10 protein-coding genes are annotated in these 16,624 nt (G+C 69.0%); 7 read left to right on the top strand and 3 right to left on the bottom strand.

The window, feature by feature from the left end:
• The first annotated feature begins 63 nt into the window (after positions 1 to 63).
• Complete coding sequence (gene rsgA, locus AC3DET_RS15635) at positions 64 to 1,188, top strand: ribosome small subunit-dependent GTPase A (protein ID WP_488392216.1); 1,125 nt, start codon at positions 64 to 66, stop codon at positions 1,186 to 1,188.
• A 167-nt stretch (positions 1,189 to 1,355) separates the two neighbouring features.
• On the opposite strand, the gene gltS is transcribed toward rsgA, so the two are convergent.
• A complete protein-coding gene (gene gltS, locus AC3DET_RS15630; protein ID WP_337732378.1) occupies positions 1,356 to 2,558 on the bottom strand; it encodes a sodium/glutamate symporter in 1,203 nt (400 codons plus the stop codon).
• 101 nt (positions 2,559 to 2,659) lie between these two features.
• Between gltS and AC3DET_RS15625 the strand changes: the two genes are divergently transcribed.
• Together AC3DET_RS15625 and AC3DET_RS15620 are read left to right on the top strand one after the other, a co-directional pair.
• Positions 2,660 to 3,898, top strand: a complete 1,239-nt coding sequence (locus tag AC3DET_RS15625; protein ID WP_337732534.1) for a flavohemoglobin expression-modulating QEGLA motif protein — start codon at positions 2,660 to 2,662, stop codon at positions 3,896 to 3,898.
• Between the two features lie 48 nt (positions 3,899 to 3,946).
• Positions 3,947 to 4,591 (top strand): response regulator, encoded by a 645-nt coding sequence (locus AC3DET_RS15620; protein WP_337732377.1) that lies wholly within the window; start codon positions 3,947 to 3,949, stop codon positions 4,589 to 4,591.
• A gap of 3 nt (positions 4,592 to 4,594) precedes the next feature.
• On the opposite strand, the gene AC3DET_RS15615 is transcribed toward AC3DET_RS15620, so the two are convergent.
• Together AC3DET_RS15615 and AC3DET_RS15610 are read right to left on the bottom strand one after the other, a co-directional pair.
• Positions 4,595 to 5,509, bottom strand: a complete 915-nt coding sequence (locus AC3DET_RS15615; protein ID WP_488392215.1) for an AEC family transporter — start codon at positions 5,507 to 5,509, stop codon at positions 4,595 to 4,597.
• Positions 5,510 to 5,531: 22 nt separating this feature from the next.
• Positions 5,532 to 8,174 carry a hybrid sensor histidine kinase/response regulator gene (locus AC3DET_RS15610; protein WP_488392497.1) on the bottom strand — a complete coding sequence of 881 codons (2,643 nt, stop codon included), beginning with the start codon at positions 8,172 to 8,174 and terminating at the stop codon, positions 5,532 to 5,534.
• Positions 8,175 to 8,311: 137 nt separating this feature from the next.
• Here AC3DET_RS15610 and AC3DET_RS15605 point away from each other — a divergent pair, with 137 nt between their 5' ends.
• The 4 genes from AC3DET_RS15605 to AC3DET_RS15590 all read left to right on the top strand — a co-directional run bounded on the left by AC3DET_RS15605 (position 8,312) and on the right by AC3DET_RS15590 (position 16,523).
• Positions 8,312 to 9,667, top strand: a complete 1,356-nt coding sequence (locus tag AC3DET_RS15605) for a dicarboxylate/amino acid:cation symporter (RefSeq protein ID WP_488392214.1) — start codon at positions 8,312 to 8,314, stop codon at positions 9,665 to 9,667.
• 80 nt (positions 9,668 to 9,747) lie between these two features.
• The gene (locus AC3DET_RS15600) at positions 9,748 to 12,798 is read left to right on the top strand and encodes a TonB-dependent receptor domain-containing protein (RefSeq protein WP_488392213.1); all 3,051 of its coding nucleotides are present in this window, start codon (positions 9,748 to 9,750) and stop codon (positions 12,796 to 12,798) included.
• Positions 12,799 to 12,811: 13 nt separating this feature from the next.
• Positions 12,812 to 14,110 (top strand): alpha/beta hydrolase, encoded by a 1,299-nt coding sequence (locus tag AC3DET_RS15595; protein WP_488392212.1) that lies wholly within the window; start codon positions 12,812 to 12,814, stop codon positions 14,108 to 14,110.
• 115 nt (positions 14,111 to 14,225) lie between these two features.
• Positions 14,226 to 16,523, top strand: coding sequence for an NADP-dependent malic enzyme (locus AC3DET_RS15590; protein ID WP_337732370.1), 2,298 nt, complete (start codon positions 14,226 to 14,228; stop codon positions 16,521 to 16,523).
• Positions 16,524 to 16,624: the final 101 nt, after the last annotated feature.

Here is a 16,624-nt window from a genome sequence, read left to right as displayed (position 1 = left end):
AAGCTTAACGGATATTTAGCCTCTCCGGCCCTTCCGCTCCAGTGCCCGTCTAGAATCCGCCCCATGCCCGAAACCCCCGCTCCGAATGTGTCCGACGTCACCCTTCTGCGGTCGATCGGATGGCCGTATGCGGGCGCCCCGGACGACGATGCGTGGCGGGCCGCGATGGACGCACATCCCCAGGCCACCCCGGCGCGGGTGATCGAGCAGCACCGTTCCGGGTACGTGGTCGCCGATGCGCCCGGCATGGGGGTCAAGGCCGAGTCGCTGCCGGAGTGGCAGCGTCCCCGTTTTCCGGCGCACGAACGGCCCGCCGTCGGCGACTGGGTGCTGCTGGAGGATGCGGCGGGCAAGCGCCCGCGCATCGTCGCCCTGCTGCCGCGCCACACGGGCATCAAGCGCGGCGCGGCCGGCGAGCATTACCACCAGCAGGTGATCGCGGCGAACATCGACACGGTGTTCATCGTCTGCGGCCTGGATGCGGACTTCAATCCGCGCCGCATCGAACGCTACCTGCTGCTGGTCGGTGGCGGCGGTGCGCAACCGGTGGTGGTGCTGACCAAGGCCGACCGCACCGAGTACGCCGACGACGCGGTCGAGGTGCTGGCCGATCTGACCGCGCAGGGCGTGCCGGTGTTCACCGTCAACGCGAAGGACCCCGAGAGCGTGGCGCAGCTGGTGCCGTGGCTGGAGCCCGGCCACACCGTCGTGCTTGTCGGCTCCTCGGGCGCGGGCAAGTCCACACTGACCAACACGCTGCTCGGCGACGAACGGATGAAGACCGGCGAAGTACGCGAGAACGATTCGCGCGGGCGTCACACCACCACCTTCCGCGCCCTCATCCCGCTGCCGGCGGGTGCCTGTCTGATTGACACGCCCGGCATGCGCGAACTGAAGCCCACCGGCGAGGAAGACCTGGCCGATGGCGGTTTCGCCGACATCGAGGCGCTGGCGGCGCAGTGCAAGTTCCGCGACTGCTCGCACGACCGCGAGCCCGGCTGCGCGGTGCGTGCGGCGATCGAGCGTGAAGAACTGGACGAAGGCCGCTTCCTCAACTACCTCAAGCTGCGCGACGAAGTGGCCGCCGCCGCCGACAAGCTCGCCAGTCGCCTGGCCGACAGGGCAAATGCCAAAGTGCAGAACAAGGCGTTGAACAAGCGGCTGACCGACAAATACGGCAAGCGCTAGGTTCTTCGCGCGTCGCGCGAAATACCTCCCACGCTTTGCGTTGCAAAACGTGGGCCCCAGCTGACGCTGCCGATCCCCCATTTACGCCGCTGGCGCGAATCGCCCCCTTACCAAGGGGGCTCGTCAAGGGGCTGCGGTCACTTCACGCCGCCCAGCAGCCGATTGCCTCAATCCCAGAAATTGATGAAGCCGGTGATGATCAGCGCGTTGGTGAAGTCGATGAAGAACGCGCCCACCAGCGGCGCCACCAGGAACGCGCGCGGCGCCATGCCGTAGCGCTCCACCAGCGTGCGCATCACCGCCATGGCATTCGCTGTGGTGCCGAGCATGAAGCCGATGAAACCGCCGCCCATCACGGCGGCATCGTAGTCACGGCCCATCACCCGGAACACCACGCCGCAGAACAACGCCACCAGCGCCACCTGCAGCGCCAGGTTGACCAGCAGTGGCGCGGCCAGTCCCGCCAGTTCCCACAGCTTGAGGTTCATCAGCGCCACCGCCAGGAACAGCGAGAGGCAGACGTTGCCGACCAGGTCGGTGGTCGCCACCGGCAGGCCGATCCAGCGAGTGCGGTCGTCGATGTAGCGGATCATCGCGCCGACCATCATCGCGCCGACGGTGGCCGGCAGGGTCATGCCGATGGCCTCCAGGCCGTTGCTGACCCCGGCACCCAGCCACATCGCCACCAGGATCACCACGATGCTCTTCAGGGCGGCATGCTCGCGCGTGGCGAAGTCGGGCGTATCGCGCGCGCCCGCGGGCTCTGCCGCGGATTCGTCCGGCGCGCCCAGGCGCACGCCGCCGTACAGCTTGTGGCGGCGGATCAGCACGGTGGCCACCGGGCCACCGATCAGGCCACCGCACAGGATGCCCGCCATCGCCGCCGCGACCGCGATGGATTCCGCGCCGGCCACGCCCGCCTGTTCGAACAGCGGCGCGAACGCGAGCCCCGTCGCCGGACCGCCGGTCAACGTGGTGGAACCGGCCAGCACGCCGAACAGCGGGTGCAGGCCGAAGCCCATCGCCACGGCCACGCCAAGCAGGTTCTGCGCGATGGCGAACGCGGTGGCGAGCAGCAGGAACACCACGACCTGCCGGCCGCTGATCTTCAGCAGCGCCACGCTGGCGTTGACGCCGATGGTGGTGAAGAAGGCGATCATCAACGGCGTCTGCAGGCTGGTGTCCAGCGTGAACAGGGTGACGTCGCGGCTGCGCGCGAACAGCACCGCCACTGCCACCACCAGGCCGCCGATCACGGGTGGGGGCAGGTTGTAGCGGGAGAACAGCGGGACCACGCGGCAGAGCGCATAGCCGAGGAAAAGCGCCAGGCCCGCGAAGGCCAGCGTCTGCACCGCATCGAGTTCCAGCACGCTGCCCCCGCACCGTTGGAAGAATGCCGAGCATAGTCGAGCAGCCGTGGTTGTGCCGGCTGTCGCGCAGGCTGGGCTACAGTGGCGGCCGGGAGGACCACATGCAGCCTGACATCGCCCATCACGCCGCGCTGGACGCGCGCCTGGTCAAGGCCGTGCGCGGCATCAAGCTGCTGAGCCTGGCCAGCTGGCCGGCCGACGTGCAGGCGCCGTTCCTCGACGGCGTGGCGCGCGGCCAGCCGCAGCTGCCGGTGATCGCCTACCCGCGGCTCGATTTCGGCGATGCGCGTCGCGAACTGGCCGCGATCGCGGCGGCGGCCGATGCCGCGCATCCGCTGGGATGCTATCTGCGCGAGTCGGTTCACAGCTGGGACATCGCCGCGCAGTTGCTGGAGTCGCTGGGGACGCCTGCGGTGACCACGCATTCGGTCGCGCTGTTCGGCACGCCGGAGGAATGCCTGCCCGGCGACGGGCCGACCACGCGCGACGCCGCCGGCCACTTCATCGCCATCGCCAACGAACTGGACCACGAACTGCTCGCGCCGGAGGAACAGATCCCGGTGTCGGCAACGGCGTTGCAGTTGCAGTTGCAGGCGGACCTGGACGACTTCTTCGATGGCCGCGTCATCACCGTGGAGCTGGACCGCAACCTGATCGCCAAGGCCGCTGCGGGCGCCACCCGCATTCGCCTGCGCCACGGCGCGGCCTTCAGCGATTACGACCGCCGCCAGCTGCTGCAGCACGAAGCGCTGGTGCATTCGCTGACCGCGTTGAACGGTCGCGAGCAGGCGGTGCTGCCCAGCCTGGCGCTGGCCTCGCCGCGCGTCACCGCCACGCAGGAAGGGTTGGCCACGTTCGCCGAGCAGATCACCGGCAGCATCGACATCGAGCGGATGAAGCGCATCAGTCTGCGCATCGAGGCGGTAGCGATGGCGCTGGCCGGCGCCGACTTCATCGAGGTGTTCCGCTACTTCACCGACGCGGGACAGAACCCGGCGGAGAGTTTCTCGTCCGCGCAACGCGTGTTCCGCGGCGTGCCCACCTCCGGCGGCGCGGCGTTCACCAAGGACACGGTGTACCTGCGTGGCCTGATCGGCGTGCACACCTTCTTCCGCCACTCGCTGCAGCAGGACCGCCTGCGCCTGTGCCGTCGCCTGTTCGCCGGCAAGATGACGCTGCAGGACGTGGCCACGTTCGAGCCGCTGTTCGAAGACGGCGTGCTGGCACCGCCGCGCTGGCTGCCACGCTGGGTCAGCCGCGCCAACGGCCTGGCCGGCATGCTGGCGTTCTCGCTGTTCGCCAACCGCATCCGGCTGGACCGGTTGTCGGACGACACCTAGCCACAAAGTGCTAACCGCGCCGGCGGTCGGCGATGGCACACTGGCGGCATGAGTTCGCCTGCCATCCTCGTTGCCGACGACCACCCGCTGTTCCGCAATGCGGTGATCCATGCACTGCGCGAGGCGTTGCCCGGTGCGATGGTGTCCGAGGCCGCCAGCGCCGCCAGCCTGGGCCAGGCGCTGGACGCGCGGCCGGATACCGACCTGGTGCTGCTGGACCTGAGCATGCCCGGTGCACACGGCTTCTCGGCGTTGCTGCATGTGCGCGGCGAGCATCCCGAGGTGCCGGTGGTGGTGATCTCGTCGAACGAACACCCGCGCGTGATCCGCCGCGCGCAGCAGTTCGGCGCGGCCGGTTTCATTCCCAAGTCGTCGCCGGCCGAGACCATCGGCGAGGCGGTGATCGCCGTGCTGGATGGGGGTGCCTGGTTCCCGCCGCTGACGGTGGAGCGTTCGGAACAGGATGCGGCGCTGGCCGCACGGCTGGCGCAGATCACCCCGCAGCAGTTCCGCGTGCTGCTGTGCCTGGCCGACGGCCTGCTCAACAAGCAGATCGCGCACGAGCTGGGCCTGGCGGAAAACACCGTGAAGGTGCACGTCACCGCGATCCTCAAGAAGCTGGAATGCCACAGCCGCACGCAGGCGGCTGTGCTGGTGAAATCGCTGGAGCCGGAAGGGCCGCCGGTCGAGTGAGGCTCAGGCCAGCCAGGCAGGCAGCTGCATCGCCAGCGGGACGGTCGCGGCGGCCAACAGGGTCTGCCAGGTCACCAGCGAGGCCATCAGCGGCGCATCGCCGCCCATCTGCCGGGCCATGATGTACGCATTGGACGCGGTGGGCAGCGCGGCGTAGAAACAGGCCGCCACGGTCACCGCCGCACTGGCATCCAGCCACCGGCATACCAGCACGGCCAGCAGCGGCAGCACGAGCAGCTTCAGCGCGGAGGTGGCGCCCAGCAGCCACGGACGTACATCGTCGCGACGGAACTGCAGGCCACCGCCCACGCACAGCAGGCCCAGCGCCAGCGCCGCGTCGGCGAGGATGTCGAGCGCCGCCGCCAGCGGTACCGGCAACGGCAGGCCGCCGAGGTTGAACAGCAGGCCGGCCAGCGTCGCCAGGATGATCGGATTGCGCGCCAGCGCCCGGGCGATGCCGCGTGCGCTGGCATCGCCATGGCCCCAGGCGGCCAGCGCGACGACCGCAATCACGTTGACCACCGGCAGGCAGATCGCCAGCGCGAGCATCACCATCGCGGTGGTCTCCGGCGGGAACAGCAATGCCGCGACCGCCAGCCCGAAGTAGCTGCTCGGCCGCACCGCGCCCTGCACCACCGAGGAGCGGCTGGGATCGGGCAGGCGCTTGGCGAACCGCAGCGCGAGCAGCACGAGGCCGGTCAGCAGCAGCGTGGGCAGCAGCGCGGCCAGCGACAGGTCGAGCGCGTCGGTGGCGGACAGCGCCAGCCGCGCCGTGCCAACGAACAGCAGCGCGGGGAAGGCGACGTAGAAGGAGAACCACTCCATCGCCGGGAACAGGCCCTCGGGCACGCGGCGCATCCGTCGCAGCGCGGCGCCGAGCAGCACGATGGCGAGGACGGGAATGACGTAGGTCAGCATCGGCACGGCATGCGAGGGTCCCTCAGCGCGCGCGGCGCACGTGGAGTTGGGTCATCAGTGCGCGTAGCGCCGCGGGTTTCACCGGCTTGGCGAGGAAGCCCCAACCGCGCTCCAGCGCCAGCGCCCGCAGTGCCTCGTCGCGCTCGGCGGTCACCAGGATCACCGGCGGCGTGCTGCCCCAGCGTTCGCACAGGCGCGCGTACAGCGTCGGCCCGTCGGTGTCGCCCAGTCGCACGTCGAGCAGCAGGAGATCGGGTGCCTGGTCCGGCACGGCCGCTGCCATCGCGTCGTCGGGACCGGACGCAAGGTCCACTTCGCACTCCCAGCGCAGCAGCAGCGCGCGCGTGGCTTCGCAGACACGCGGGTCGTCGTCCACGCACCATGCGCGGCGACCGCGCAACGGCGAGCCATCGTCGATGTCATCGAGCATTGGCAACGCTTGCGCTGTCGTGGCGTTGGCCACGCCGCGCGGCAGTTCCACCCAGAACACGCTGCCCCGCCCCAGCTGCGACCGCAGGCCGATGCGGTGGCCGAGCACGCGGCCGATACGTTCCACGATGGCCAGCCCGAGGCCGGCGCCGCGATCGTTCACCACCCCGTCGTTGAGGCGGCGGAACTCTTCGAAGATCTCCGCCTGCAGGCTTTCCGGGATGCCGGGCCCCTGGTCGTGCACTTCGATACGCACCTGTCCGCCGCGCCGACGTACACCGAGCAGCACGCGCCCGCGCGGCGTGTAGCGGATCGCGTTGGACAGGAAGTTCTGCAGGATGCGGCGCAGCAGGGCTTCATCGCTGCGCACGATGCTGCTGGTCGGAATGCACGCAAGCGTCAGGCCGCGTTCGCCGGCGACCATGCCGAACTCGCGCGCCAGCGTTTCCAGCAGCGGCGCCAGGGGGAAATCGCGCACGCGCGCCGGCAGCGTGCCCGATTCCAGCCGGGCGATGTCCAGCAGGCTGTTGAGGATGGCGTCCTGCGCGGTCAGCGCATTGTCCACGTGGTCGGCGATGCGGCGGGCTTCGTCGTCGTGCAGCCGCCCGCGCAGTGCCGACACGAACATGCGCGCGGCGTTCAGCGGCTGCAGCAGGTCGTGTACCGCCGAGGCGACGAAGCGGGTCTTGTAGCGGTTGGCGTTCTCCGCCGCCTGCGTGGCAGCGGCGAGCGCGCGCGTACGTTCCTCGACGCGGCGTTCCAGCGCATCGGCCAGTGAGCGCAGTTCGCGGGCGGCATTCTTGTAGCTGGTGATGTCGGCGTAGCTGGTGACGAAGCCGCCATCCGGCAACGGGTTGCCGCGGATCTCCAGCACCACGCCATCGTCCTTCTCGCTCTCGCGCATGTGCGGCTTGCCGCTGCGCAGATGGTCCAGCCGGCGCTGGATCGCCTCTTCGACCGGTCCCGGCCCGAGCAGGCCGCGGCGTGCGTTGTGGCGGAACACGTCTTCGATCGGGCGGCCGACATGGATCAGGTCGGGCGGGAAGCGGAACAGGTCCATGTAGCGGGAGTTCCATGCGACCAGCCGCAGGTCGGCATCGATGATCACCACGCCCTGTGGCAGGTGCTCCAGGCTGCGGCTGAGGCCGGCATCGGCCTGGCGCGCGGCCTCGACGATGCCGTCCTGCGCGGTGCGCAGTTCCTGCGCATGCTGCTGCAGCACGGCTTCCAGCTCGTCGCGGCTGCGCTGCTGCAGCAACGCGGTGCGTCGGCGCTGCTGCATGAACAACGCCAGGAACGCCAGCGCCAGCCAGCCTCCGCCGGCCGCAAGTGCGGCGGTGCGGCCTGCGGCGGTGATCGCCGAAGCATCGTGCAGCAGGTGCAGGTGCCAGCCTTCCTCCGGCAGCGCCATCGATTGCCACAGCACCGCACCGGCCAGCGCCGGGTCGGTGAACTGCACGCGCCGTGCGCCGGCATCCGTCGTGGACAGGTCCTGCGATTGCAGGGGCGTGAGCCTCTGCCGCGCATACTGGCGGGTGGCAGCCAGTTCGCGACGGTCGGCATCGCTCAGCGCGTTCAACGTGCGATAGCGCCATCCGTCGCGGCTGGCGAGGAAGATCACGCCGTGCGCGTCGCTGACCAGCACGATGTCCGGCGTCTGCAGCCACTCCTGCTCCAGCGCGTCCAGTTCGATCTTGATCACGACCAGGCCGGCGACCTTGCCGTCCGGACCGCTGATCGCCTGCGACAGGAAGTAGCCCGGCTCGCCCGTGGTCAGTCCGATGCCATAGAACTGGCCCCGCCCGGTGCGCAGCGCCTGCTTCACGTAGGGCCGGAAGCTGTAGTCCTCGCCCACGTTGCTGGTGGGCTCGCGCCAGTTGCTCGCGGCCACCGCGATGCCGCGACGGTCGATCAGCGTGAGCGTGGACGAACGGGTGACGCTGTTGGCGTCTTCCAGGCGCTGGTTCAACGCGTTCCGGCGGGCATCGTCCACTGGCCCGGCGAGCGCATCGCGGAGATCCGGATCCTGCGCCAGCACCTGCGGCAGCGTGCGGTAGCGGTCGATGCGCTGCTGCAGTGCCTGCGCGTGCAGGTCGAGCTGGCGGTCGAGCTGCGCGGTCTCCGTCCGCTGCGCGCGCGTGCCGGCCCAGTGGTAGGCCAGTGCCATCACCAGCAACGCGCCGCCCAGGATCGACAGCAGTACCAGCAGGATCCGGCGGTGGCGGCGGGCGCGCAGCATGGGGCAAGTCTACGGGTGCCGCCGCCGCCGGAGTGTGGGCTAGTACCAATAGGTTATCGGTGCGGCGGCGATGCGGGGGTACAACATGCCGGCCACCGATCCGGGTGGCGTCGCCATCCGTTCGGAGTTGACCCATGCACCTGGCCGATACGCCCTACACGCCGCCGCCGCGCCAGCCGCTGTACAGGCAGCTGTACTTCCAGGTGATCGTGGCCATCGTGCTGGGCGCACTGCTGGGGCACTTCGAGCCGGCGTTCGCCGAGTCGATGAAGCCGCTGGGCGATGCCTTCATCAAGCTGGTGAAGATGATCATCGCGCCGGTGATCTTCCTGACCATCGTCACCGGCATCGCCGGCATGACCCAGCTGCGCACGGTGGGCCGTGTGTTCGCCAAGGCGATGGCGTACTTCCTGTTCTTCTCCACGCTGGCGCTGGTGATCGGCATGATCGTGGCGCACGTGGTGCAGCCCGGCGCCGGCATGAACATCAATCCGGCCGACCTGGACCAGTCCGCCGTGCAGGACTACGTGCAGAAGTCGCACGAGCTGTCGCTGGTCGGCTTCCTGATGGACATCATCCCGAAGACGCTGGTCAGCCCGCTGGTGGGCGACAACATCCTGCAGGTGCTGTTCGTCGCGGTGCTGTTCGGCCTGTCGCTGGCGCTGGTCGGCGAAAAGGGTCGGCCGGTGCTGAACCTGCTGGAGGCGCTGACCACCCCGGTATTCCGCCTGGTGCACATCCTGATGCGCGCCGCGCCGATCGGTGCGTTCGGTGCCATCGCCTTCACCATCGGCAAGTACGGCGTGGGCATGCTGGTCAACCTGGCGTGGCTGGTCGGCTCGTTCTACCTGACCTCGCTGCTGTTCGTGATCGTCATCCTCGGCCTGGTGTCGTGGTGGTGCGGGTTCTCGATCTTCCGCCTGATCCGCTACCTGAAGGCGGAACTGCTGCTGGTGCTGGGTACGTCCTCGTCCGAATCCGCACTGCCGTCGCTGATGGAGAAGATGGAGCGCGCCGGCGCGTCGAAGTCGGTGGTCGGCCTGGTCGTGCCTACCGGCTACTCGTTCAACCTGGACGGCACCAACATCTACATGACGCTGGCGGCGCTGTTCATCGCGCAGGCCACGAACACCGAGCTGAGCCTCGGCCACCAGATCATGCTGCTGCTGGTGGCAATGCTGAGCTCGAAGGGCGCCGCGGGCGTCACCGGCGCCGGCTTCATCACGCTGGCCGCCACGCTGGCGGTGGTGCCGGAAGTGCCGGTCGCCGGCATGGCGCTGATCCTCGGCATCGACCGCTTCATGAGCGAGTGCCGCTCGCTGACCAATTTCACCGGTAATGCCGTCGCCACGCTGGTGGTCGCGCGCTGGGAAAACGCGCTCGACCGCGACGCACTGGCGCGCGCGCTGGGCGGGCCATCCGCCCCGATTGCCGCCGCGCCGGATCCGGCCGCGGGCCCGGGCGACCCGACACGACTCACGGCCGACTGACGCCGGCCACACCACGTCTTCAGAGGAGGGACTGAAAGATGCACGATTTCAACCGACGCTCCGCCCCGTTGCGGAGCAGTTTGACCCTGGCCCTGTTGGCCGTGATCCACGCGGCCGCAGCCCAGGAGGCGCCGTCGCAGGCGGCCGATCCGGCGCCGCAGGCCGCCGCCGCGGCTGCAGTGGGCGACGATGCGACCAACCTGGACAAGGTGGTCGTGGTGGGTTCGCACATCCAGGGCGCATCGACCACCGATGCGCTGCCGGTGATGGTGGTCGGCGCGGAACAGATCGACGCCGCCGGTGCGATCTCCGGCGACGAACTGATGCGCACGATCCCGCAGATGGGCGACGTGCTGTTCGATGCGTCCAACAATCCCCAGACCAGCAACGCGGCGCGCGGCGACGTGAATTCGGTGAACCTGCGCTCGCTCGGTGTCGGCAACACGCTGGTGCTGCTCAACGGCCGCCGGCTGGTGCAGCACCCGACCAGCCAGGGCACCTCCGACACCGGGACGGTGCCCGTGCAGAGCTTCAACTCCAACGCGATCCCGGTCTCGGGCCTGGACCGCATGGAGATCCTGCTGGATGGCGCGGCCGCGATCTACGGCGCCGATGCGGTGGCGGGCGTGGTGAACACCGTACTGCAGACCGACTTCGACGACGTCAGCGCTAGCACGCGCTATGGCAGTGCCGAAGGCACCGGCATGCACGAGTTCGAGGTCAACCTGTTCGCGGGCCACAACTACGACCGCGGCAACGTGTCGGCGTTCCTCAACTACACCGACCGCTCGGAACTGATGGCGGCCGACCAGGACTTCACCGAGACCGACGATCTGCGCGGGCTGTTCGCGGACTATCCGGATTTCGCCGGCCTGGCAGTGCTCGATGGGCGCTCCTCGCACACCCCGTGGGCGCGCCTGAGCGTCGGCCCGCGTGCGGTGATCCGCTCCAACGGGACGGCGGTGACGAATACCGCAGGCGCGTTCCGCATCCAGCCGTCGGACTTCGGCTGCGGCGTCAGCCTCGGCAACGACCTGTGCCTGTCCAGCGGCAACCACAACTTCAACACCACCAACCGCGAGATGCGCTACGACACGCGCTACGGCACCAGCGTGCGGCCGTCGGTGGAGCGCATCAACCTGTTCCTGACCGGTCATTACGACATCGGCGACAACGTCGAGGCCTTCGGCGAAGTCGGCTTCTACCACGCGGTCAGCGAAGCCACGCAGCCGCCGGTGGTGAACCTCAACAGCCTGTGGATCCCGGCGACCAACTACTGGAATCCCTTCGGCGCTGCCACGCTGCCCGATGGCTCGCCGAATCCGAACCGCCTGCCGGGCCTGACCAACGTGCCCGCCGCCGGCCTGCCGGTGCAGATGAGCAACTACCGCTACGTCGACACCGGCTTCCAGCGCGTGCGCGTGGAGAACTACCAGGCGCGCTTCCTCGCCGGCCTGCGTGGCGAGTGGAACGGCTGGAACTGGGAAACGGCGCTGCTGTATTCCGAAGCCGAAGCCGAGGATCGTTCGCCCAACATCAACATGACGCTGTTGCAGCAGCAGTTGGCGCTCGCCACGCCGGATGCCTACAACCCGTTCAGCGGCGGCTGCGTGTCCACGCCGACCCATGGCGACTGCTCGCCCAGTTCGCAGGCGGCCATCGACGGCATCGTGTTCGACCTGGTGCGCGAGTCGCGCACCACGCTGACGATGGCGGATTTCAAGATGAGCCGTGGCGACCTGTTCTCGCTGCCCGCCGGCAGCGTCGGCATGGCCTTCGGCGCGGAAGCGCGCCGCGAGACGCAACGGGACGATCGCGACGCCAACCTCGACGGCACCCATACCTTCACCGACATGGTGACCGGCGAGACCAACCCCAGCAACGTGGCAGCCGTCAGTCCGAACCCCGACACGCGCGGCTCGCGCAATGTGGGTTCGGCCTATGTCGAGTTCGCCGTGCCGCTGGTGTCCGAGGACATGGGCATCCCGCTGGTGCACCGCCTGGACATGCAGCTGGCCGGCCGCTACGAGCACTACTCCGACTTCGGCTCCGTGGCCAAGCCCAAGGTCGCGCTGGCCTGGGACCTGGTGGAAGGGCTGCGCCTGCGCGGCTCGTATTCCGAGGGCTTCCGTGCGCCCAATCTGGAGCAGACCAACGCCACCCAGTACGCGCGCCTGGCCAGCGGCGTGGACCACATCCGCTGCGAAGCCGACCTGCGTGCCGGTCGCATCGCCTCGTTCAGTGCATGCGGGCAGAACACCGCCGGTGCGTCGCTGCTGGTGGCCGGCAACCCGGACCTGGAACCGGAGGAAAGCACCAACACCTCGTTCGGCGTGGTGTTCCAGCCCACGTTCATTCCCGAGCGGTTCGGCAGCTTCACCTTCACCGTCGACCGCTGGAAGATCAAGCAGGAACAGATCGTCGGCCTGCTCGGCGCGCAGACGGCGCTGACGGTGGACTACCTCAACCGCGTGGAAGGCGGCAGCAACCCGCTGGTGGTGCGTGACGCGCCCACGCAGGAGGACATCGACTTCTTCGCCGGCACCGGCATCGATCCGGTCGGCCAGGTCATCGCCATCAACGACCGCTTCATCAACCTGCAGCCGCAGACCGCGGGCGGACTCGACTTCGGCGTGGACTGGTCATTGCGGCGCACGCGCTTCGGCTCGTTCTCGGTCAACCTCAACGCGACCCGCCTGCTGGAGTTCACCCGCGATCCCGGCGACATCGTCAACGCCCTGTACGCGGCGCGTGCGGCCGGCACGATCGATCCGCTCACGCCACTGCCCGATTCCACCCGGCTGATCGGGCAGAACGGCCGGCCGGAGTGGCGTGCGAGCGGTTCGCTGACGTGGAACAAGGCGGCATGGCGCGTGGGCTACTCGGCGCAGTACATGAGCTCGTTCGAACAACCGCAGCTGCTCGGCATCTCCGGCGATCCGTGGGTCGTCGAAGACCGGCTGACGCACAATCTCTACGGCCAATACCGGTTCATCGATGGCACGGCGGTGCGCCTGGGCGTGCGCGACCTGACCGACGAGGGGCCGGCGCTGGCCGACGGCGGCTACCGGGGTTCGCTGCACAATCCGTGGGGTCGCTACTGGTACGTCAATATCAGTCGATCGTTCTGAGGAAGCCGTTGCGATGCACCTGAGCCGTCACTGGATCACCGCCGCGTTCGCCGTGCTGGCCGCCACCGCGCTGTCAGGTGGCGCAGCGGCGGCCGATGCGGAGGCAGCGTTCGCGCCTGTCGCCTGTCCTGCCTCGGTCGGCCCGCAGGTCGACTGCCATGAGGCGCAGGATGCGAACGGGGCCTGGCTGCTCGTGGCGATGCCGCGTACCTGGAACCGCAGGCTGATCGTGCATGCGCACGGCGGTCCGCGGCTCGGCGCACCGGAAGCGGGGGATTCCGCCGAGGACCTGGATCGCTTCGCGGTGATGGTGCGCGCCGGCTATGCGTGGATCGGCAGCACCTACCGTCGCGGTGGCTATGGCGTGCGCATGGCGGCGGCCGACGTGGACGTCAGCCGCCGTGCGTTCCGGGCGCGCTGGGGCCGCCCGGAGCGCACCTTGCTGCATGGCCAGTCGTGGGGCGGCAACGTGGCGGCGAAGGCGGCCGAGCTGTACGCGCTCGACATCGACGGTCGCGCCAACTACGACGGCGTGCTGGCCACCAACGGCATGCTGTTCGGCGGCACGCGCGGGTACGGCTTCCGCGCGGACCTGCGCGCGGTGTACCAGTACTACTGCCGCAACCATCCGGCACAGGACGAGGCACAGTATCCGCTGTGGCAGGGGCTGCCTGCGGATGCGCGCATGACCCGCGACGATCTGCGCGCGCGCGTCAACGCCTGCACCGGTATCGATCTCGTCCCTGCGAAGCGCTCGCCGGACCAGGCGGCACGGCTGCGCGACATCCTCGCAGTCACCGGCGTCGACGCGAAGCAACTCGTCTCCCACCTGGCGTGGGGCACGTTCCACTTCCAGGACGTGGTGCAGAAGCGCCTCGGCGGGCGCAATCCGTTCGACAACGCGAAGACGGTCTATCGCGGCTCGCACGACGACACGGCACTGAATGCCGGCATCCAGCGTTTCGCCGCCGATCCCGCCGCGGTCGCCGCATTGGCCTACGACGCCGACCTCTCCGGATTGATCGTGCTGCCCACCGTCACCGTGCACGCGCGCCACGATCCCACGGTGTCCTACGAAGCAGAAGCCGCCTATGCGGCCACCGTGGAGTCGGCCGGTCGCGGCCATCTGCTCCTGCAGGCGCTCACGGACGAACACGACCACAGTCGCCTGCAGGATGCGACGTATGCCACCGCATTTCAGGTGCTCGAACGCTGGCTCGACAGCGGCGTGCGACCACCGGCCGATGCGTTCCGCGAGACCTGCGGCCGCCTGTCGCAGGCGCGCGACGGCTGCCGCTTCATCGCGCCCTGAGGCGCACCTGCACGCGCCCCGCGTGACGCAGCGCCGCAATCGGCCGGGTCCGGCCATCACGGGGAAGGGGTAGAATTGCCGCTCCCCCGCCTTCACCACAGGCACCGTTTCCGCAATGACGAACGACGATTTCAAGCAGGCCGCGCTGGAATACCACCGGCTGTCTCCGCCCGGCAAGATCAAGGTCGCACCGACCAAGCCGATGCTCACCCAGCGTGACCTGGCGCTGGCGTATTCGCCGGGCGTGGCCTATGCCTGCGAGGCCATCGTCGAGGATCCCAACACCGCCAGCGAGCTCACCGCGCGCGGCAACCTGGTGGCCGTGGTCACCAACGGCACCGCCGTGCTCGGACTCGGCAACATCGGTCCGCTGGCCGGCAAGCCGGTGATGGAAGGCAAGGGCGTGCTGTTCCAGAAGTTCGCCGGCATCGACGTGTTCGACATCGAGATCAACGAGACCGATCCGGACAAGCTGGTCGACATCATCGCCTCGCTCGAGCCGACGTTCGGCGGCATCAACCTGGAAGACATCAAGGCGCCGGAATGCTTCATCGTCGAGCGCAAGCTGCGCGAGCGGATGAGCATCCCGGTGTTCCATGACGACCAGCACGGCACCGCGATCATCGTCGGCGCGGCGGTGGTCAACGCGCTGGAAGTGATCGGCAAGAAGATCGGCGACGTGAAGCTGGCCACCAGCGGCGCAGGCGCCGCCGGCATCGCCTGCCTGGACATGCTGGTCGCGCTGGGCCTGAAGCCGGAGAACATCCTGGCCTTCGACCGCGACGGCGTCATCTACACCGGCCGTCCCAACCTGGACCCGGACAAGGCGCGTTATGCGCGCCCGACCGACAAGCGCACGCTGGCCGAGATCGTCGACGGCGCGGACATCTTCCTGGGCCTGTCGGCCGGCGGCATCCTCAAGCCGGACATGGTCGCCACGATGGCCGACAAGCCGGTCATCCTCGCGCTGGCCAATCCGAATCCCGAGATCTCGCCGGCCGATGCCAGGGCCGTGCGCCCGGACGTGATCATCGGCACCGGCCGCAGCGACTACCCGAACCAGGTCAACAACGCGCTCTGCTTCCCGTACATCTTCCGCGGCGCGCTGGATGTCGGCGCGACGGTGATCAACGAAGCGATGAAGGTCGCCTGCGTGCACGCCATCGCCAACCTGGCGCGGCGCGAAGCCTCCGACCTGGGCAGCGCGTACGGCGACGACGTGCCGTGCTTCGGCCCCGAGTACCTGATCCCGCGTCCGTTCGACCCGCGCCTGCTGGTGGAAGTGGCTGCGGCGGTGGCGCAGGCCGCGATGGATTCCGGCGTGGCGCTGCGCCCGATCCCGGACATGTGGGCGTATCGCGAGAAGCTGGGCCAGTTCGTCTACCGCACCAGCCTGATGATGAAGCCGGTCTACGACCGCGCACGCGCCGACAAGAAGCGCGTGGTCTATGCCGAAGGTGAGGAAGAGACCGTGCTGCGCGCCGTGCAGACGGTGATCGACGAAGGTCTGGCGTTCCCGATCCTGATCGGCCGTCCGGACGTGATCGACGCGCGCATCGAGCGCCTGGGCCTGCGCATGCGCGCGGGCGTGGATTTCGAGCTGACCAACCAGGACGACGATCCGCGCTTCAACGACTACTGGCAGCATTACCACGCGCTGACCGCGCGCCGCGGCGTGACGCCGGCGGCGGCGAAGAACCTGATGCGCTCGCGCCCGACCCTGATCGCCGCGGTGATGGTGGCGCGTGGCGAGGCCGATGCGCTGGTCAGCGGCATCGTCGGCCGCTTCCACAAGAAGCTAGGCTACGTGCGCAGCGTGATCCCGCTGGACCCGGGCGTGCAGTCGACCTCGGCGATGACCGGCGTGATCAACAACCAGGGCGCGTACTTCTTCCTGGATACGCACGTGCAGGACAACCCGACCGCCGAGCAGATCGCCGAGGCCACGCTGCAGGCGGCGTACCGGCTGAAGCTGTTCGGCATCGAGCCGCGCATCGCCCTGCTGTCGCACGCCAACTTCGGCAGCCACGAGACCGCCAGCGCAGTGAAGATGCGGCACGTGCGCGAGCTGCTGCTCAAGCGCAAGCCCGATCTCAACGTGGACGGCGAGATGCAGGGCGACACCGCCTGGGACGAAGTGCTGCGCAACCGCATCATGCCGGGCAGCACGCTGACCGGACGCGCCAACCTGTTCGTGCTGCCCAACCTGGACGCGGCCAACATCACCTACAACATGGTGCGCGTGGTGACCGACGGCGTGGCCATCGGCCCGATCCTGATGGGCATCTCCAAGCCGGTGCACATCCTGACCACCAGCGCCACGCCGCGCCGCGTCATCAACATGACCGCCATCGCCGCCGTGGACGCGCAGATCCGCCAGCAGCGCGAAGCCGAGCGCAACGGGCCGGGCTGATCGGCCTGCGGTGCCCGGAAAAGAAAACGCCCCGCATGCGGGGCGTTTTCTGTTGGGGATCCCTGCAGGAGTGGTGCTGGCATGCCCGGCACCGGTGAGTC

The sequence above is a fragment of the Pseudoxanthomonas sp. 97-1-1 genome (assembly GCF_057773125.1).
The sequence above is the reverse complement of the archived record's forward strand: the minus strand, read 5'-3'. Positions and strand labels throughout refer to the sequence as shown.